This is a genomic window from Bifidobacterium sp. POST2/T3 (B1) (assembly GCF_058197115.1).
Window position 1 is genome coordinate 1 of record NZ_JBVPQK010000185.1, and the last position, 5,220, is coordinate 5,220.

The following is a 5,220-nucleotide window of genomic DNA, read 5'->3' on the forward strand; positions in this document are numbered from 1 at the left end:
TTGGAGTAGCTCTTCTTGCCGCGCGGGGCCATGGCGCCCAGCGAGCCCATGCCCCGATAGACCTTGTACTGCTTGCCGTGCAGGAGGACCTTCTCGCCAGGAGCCTCCTCAGTACCTGCCAGCAGACCGCCCAGCATGACCGAATCAGCACCGGCCACAATCGCCTTGGCAATGTCGCCCGAGTAATGAATTCCACCGTCGGCCACCAGAGGAATCCCAGCAGGACGGCAGGCCAGCGCGGCGTCGTAGACCGCAGTCAGCTGGGGCACACCCACGCCAGCCACCACACGGGTGGTGCAGATGGAGCCAGGGCCCACACCGACCTTGACTGCGTCAACGCCAGCATCAATCAGAGCCTGGGCACCCTCGCGGGTGGCCACGTTGCCGCCGATCACATCCACATGGTCGAAGGCATGATCAGCCTTGATCCGGCGGATCATGTCCAGCATGAGCTTGGCGTGGCCATGGGCAGTGTCCACGACCAGAATGTCGACGCCGGCGTCGGCCAGGGCGGTAATGCGCTGCCAGGCATCGCCGAAGAAACCGACGGCAGCCGCCACACGCAGACGGCCGCGCTCATCCTTGGTGGCCTCGGGGTACTGCTCGGTCTTGACGAAGTCCTTGACGGTAATCAGCCCGGTAAGCTTGCCCTCGTCATCGACCAGAGGAAGCTTCTCCACCTTGTACTTGGCCAGAAGCTGGTGGGCATCTTCCTTGGTGATGTTGGACGGACCAGTAATCAGGTGGTCCTTGGTCATGATGTCGCTGACCTTGAGCCGGTCGAAGTCAGCGGGATTGACGAAGCGCATGTCACGGTTGGTGATGATGCCCACCAGCCGCTGCCGACGGTCCACCACGGGCAACCCGGAGACCTTGTAGGTGGAGCAGAGCTTGTCCAGGTCGGTCAGCGTGGCATCCGGGGTGACGGTCAGGGGGTCGGAAATCATGCCGGACTCGGACCGCTTGACGATGTCGACCTGATTGGCCTGATCCTCGATGCTGAGATTGCGGTGGAGGACGCCGATACCGCCGTTACGGGCCATGGCCACAGCCATGGTGGCCTCGGTGACGGTGTCCATGGCAGCCGAAAGGACCGGGGACTTCATGGTGATGTTCCGAGTAAGCCGGGTGGTGGTGTCTACTTCGGATGGGATGACATCGGATTCGTTGGGCAGCAGGAGGACGTCATCATAGGCCAGACCGATTTTCTGGAAGGCGTCGGGCAGTTGGGTGTAGGAGGAGGGTTCGCTTTGTGGGTTTTCCATAGCCATAGCACCATGCTACAAGTGCTTCTTGACCGTTCGCGGTACCGTGTCCGTACTATTTCATCCAGTGAATCAGTCGTCCTCATCCTTATCGTGGCGGCTTCTGCTATGCCAGGGAGGTCTGGCCGCATGCTGCGAGCCTTGGGCGGCAAGAATGGCGTTCTCGCGCCTGATTTCGGGAAGACGACGGCGGTAGTAAGGATAGAGAGTGGCGAAGGTCAGCAGTATGGCAGCAAGAGCCAGGCCGATCAAGACATATCGCAGACGGAAGAACAGAATAAAGAGCGATCCGAAGGCGATCAACGCAGCCCAGCCCCAGAGAATAAGGACAGCGGAACGAACCGTGTGACCGATGCGCAGCATACGGTGGTGCAGGTGCATGCGGTCGGGGTGCATGGGTGATTGCCCGTGGCTGAGCCTTCGGATGATGGCCAGGCACATGTCCAGAACAGGCAGGAAAAGCACCAGAATGGGCAGAAGAATGGGCATGAAGGCCGGCAGATAGATGCTGGCATGAATGGTGGCCGGATCCAACCGGCCGGTGACCACAATAGAGGCGCAAGTAATCAGGTATCCCAGCAGCATGGATCCTGAGTCGCCCATGAAGAGCTTGGCCGGATGCCAGTTGTGCAGGAGGAACCCCACACAAATACCCACCATGGCCACGTCGATCAGCGTGGCCAGTGAGGCGTAGTCGGGCGAAATGCGGGCGATGATATAGGAGTAGATGGCGAAGGCAATACCCCCGATGGCCACGATGCCTGCAGCCAGGCCGTCCAGTCCGTCTACAAAGTTGACCGCATTGATGGAGGCCACGATCAAAAACGCCGTGATGGCCATGGACAGGCTAGGCGAGGCCGCCACCAAGGATCCCAGTGGGAGGGAGATGATCTGGATACCACCCCAGGAGACGAAGACCGAAATCAGCAGCTGGCCGGCCAGCTTGAGCATCCAATCCAGGTCCCAAAGGTCGTCCGCTATGCCCAGCAGGCAGATGGCGACTGCCCCGGCCAAGATGACCCAGGCCTGATGGCCGGACTGGAAGAGGCCTGTAATAAAAGGAATGCGGGAGGCAAAGCACATGGCCACGGCAAAGCCGATCAACATGCCCAGGCCGCCCATCCGAGGGGTGGGCACCTTATGTACGTCGCGAGCGCGGACCACGCCTACAGCGCCAACCCTGATGGCGAGGTGACGAACCATGGGCATGACCAGCCAGGTGGCCCCGCCAGCGATGGCAGCAATGAACAGGTATACCCTCACTGACCCTCCCCTCCGCTGGAGCGGCCCGACAGAAGGGCACGGACCCGGGCCTCGCCGATAACACCCTGCCGCAGCACATGTATCCCATCAGGATCGGTCTTGTCGGCTGCCACCACCGTGCTGGCTACTGAACCAGGGGTTGGTCCCCCGTCCAGGTAAAGGTCGACGCTATCACCCAGCTCGGCTCTGGCCTGTTGGACGGTCTCCACGCTGGGATTACCCGATCTATTGGCACTGGAAGCGGCCAAAGGTCCGGTCACCTGCAAAAGTGCCCGACAGATGGGCGAGTCAGGCACTCTGACGGCCTGGGTAGGACCATCGGACTCCATCCGAGGGGTGCGCAGAGGGCAGGACTGCCCTACAAAGGCAATAGGTGAAAAGGGGCCCGGCAACAGAGTATCGGCCAGGCGATCAAGAGGAGCAGGCAGGCTAAGATCCAACCGCTTCATGGCCTCGACCCCATCCAGCAGCACTTGGATGGACTTGGTCCTGGGACGATGCTTGGCCTGGAAGAGCCGATCGATGGCCTCGTCGTTGCATGGATCGCAGACGATGCCATAAACCGTGTCGGTAGGAATGACCGCCAGCCCCCCAGCAGCCACCACCCGAGCCAGCAACTGCGGCGACCGATTGTCATAGGTCATCACCTGACTCATATCCTGTATCACGACCTTTCGGCTCGACATGTTCATGTGACCAGCTACCAATCTATCCCAGGACCAAGGCAGTCCGCCAGGACCTGAAAACCGTGGATCTGCAACCACTCACCCAGGTCGCCGGGCTGTCAGGTAGCGGTCCCGACCAGTTGGATCCTGATGAGTGCGTGCCTGGACATACCCCCGCTCCAGCGCAGCAGCAATCATTGCAGGCCCCTGGGAGACATCATGCTCCATGACCAGCAGACCGCCGGGAATCAGTAACACCATGGCCTTGTCCAGAATGCGACAAGGCAAAAGACACCCGTCAGGCGAACCACCATAGAGGGCCAAGTCCGGATCCCAGTCACGCACCTCGGGCTGGCTGGGAATCGCATCCATGGGAACGTAGGGAGGGTTGCTAATAACCAGATCAACCTGGGCATTTAGGTCAGACAGGGTAGCGGGATCCGTGGCATCAGCCAGCAGCAACTGATAATCGGATCCAGCATCCCGGATTGTAGCCTCCTGAGCGGCGGCATTCAACGTGCCCCACCGATATGCCTGCTCGTCAACCTCCACGGCCCGAACCCGCGCTCCTGGAACCTCGGTAGCCAGGGACAGACCGATGGCTCCACTGCCGGAACACAGGTCCACCGCCAGTGGATGATCCACTCTAGTCAAGGCATCCACTCCTGCCTGGACAACCGTTTCGGTCTCGGGACGAGGGATAAAGACCCCCGGTCCCAGGCGAAGATCCAAATAACGAAAGTAGGCGTGGCCAAGAATGTACTGCAAGGGTTCGCGTCCGGCTCGCCTTTGCAGATAGGACTGATAACATTCAAGGGCCGCCGACTGGGAACCATCAGTATATGTGCGACAAACAACTTTCGTGAGCAGTTCCTCAGCAGTCCGATTCAAGAGCAGAGCCTGATCCAGCTGGTGCAGATCGCACCCGAGGGCATCGGCCAGCAGCAGCCTGGCATCATTGAGCGGCGTAGATACACCGGCCTGCGCCAACAGGCGATGGCCGCTTTCAACCAGTCCAGCCAGACTGGTCCCATGCTCCTGCTGATTCACCCCTGTGAAGCCATTCTGCGGGCCTCGTCTGCCTGAATATCGGAGTCGATGACAGCCTGCAGGTCGCCATCCAGCACCTGCTCCAGGTTGTATGCCTTGTAGCCGGTGCGATGATCCACAATCCGGCTCTCGGGGAAGTTGTAGGTCCTGATACGCTCGGATCGATCCAGAGAACGGACCTGGGAATGGCGCATGTCGGCAGCCTGGGCAGCCTCCTCCTCGTGTTTCATGGCCAGTAGGCGGGACTTGAGCACCCGCAGGGCAGCCTGACGATTCTGTATCTGGGATTTCTCATCCTGCATGGAGACCACGATGCCGGTAGGAATGTGGGTCATGCGCACAGCCGAGTAGGTGGTGTTGACTGACTGTCCTCCCGGGCCGGAGCTCATGAAGATATCAACCTTTAGGTCTTTGGGGTCGATCTCGATCTCGTCGTCATCCTCATCGGCCTCGGGAAAGACGATGACTCCAGCGGCTGAAGTCTGAATGCGGCCCTGGGACTCGGTGACGGGAATACGCTGGACCCGATGGACACCGCCCTCGTACTTGAGTGAAGCCCAGACGCCGTCGGCAGGGGCCACCTGACCGCGAGCGCGAATGGCCAGCTGGGCATCCTTCACCCCGCCCAGCTGAGTACGATTCTCACTCATGATCTCGGTGGTCCAACCACGTTTTTCGGCATAACGCACATACATGCGCATCAAATCGCCAGCAAAGAGAGCCGCCTCTTCGCCGCCGCTGCCGGCCTTGATCTCCATGATCGTATCGCGGCCGTCATCGGGATCACGTGGAATAAGAGCGGTACGCAGATTCTGCTCCAGGTCCGGTATGCGGTCAGCCATGGCCTTGGCCTCTTGCGCGAAGTCAGGATCTTCCCGTGCCATCTGTTCGGCCGCCTGGCTGTCCTCCAAGGCGCTTTGATAGGCCTTATAGGCTTCAACGATGGGAGCGAGTTCAGCATGTCTGCGGCCCAATTT

At 60.3% G+C, this 5,220-nt stretch carries 5 protein-coding genes; all 5 read right to left on the reverse strand.

Annotated elements, in window-relative coordinates; genetic code table 11:
- Nucleotides 1-1,271 (reverse strand): IMP dehydrogenase (guaB, locus tag AC0AP0_RS08575; RefSeq protein ID WP_490430163.1); only part of this gene is annotated, 1,271 nt, incomplete at its 3' end.
- 66 nt (nt 1,272-1,337) lie between these two features.
- Entirely contained in the window at nt 1,338-2,528 is a 1,191-nt protein-coding gene (locus tag AC0AP0_RS08580; RefSeq protein WP_110413255.1) for an MraY family glycosyltransferase, read from the reverse strand.
- Entirely contained in the window at nt 2,525-3,184 is a 660-nt protein-coding gene (locus AC0AP0_RS08585; RefSeq protein WP_490430164.1) for an L-threonylcarbamoyladenylate synthase, read from the reverse strand. Before AC0AP0_RS08585 ends, AC0AP0_RS08580 begins: the two co-directional genes overlap by 4 nt.
- A gap of 108 nt (nt 3,185-3,292) precedes the next feature.
- The gene (locus AC0AP0_RS08590) at nt 3,293-4,243 is read right to left on the reverse strand and encodes a N5-glutamine methyltransferase family protein (protein WP_490430165.1); all 951 of its coding nucleotides are present in this window, start codon (nt 4,241-4,243) and stop codon (nt 3,293-3,295) included.
- On the reverse strand, nt 4,240-5,220 hold a 981-nt coding region (gene prfA / locus AC0AP0_RS08595), incomplete at its 5' end, for a peptide chain release factor 1 (protein ID WP_490430166.1). The genes AC0AP0_RS08590 and prfA, both read right to left, overlap by 4 nt.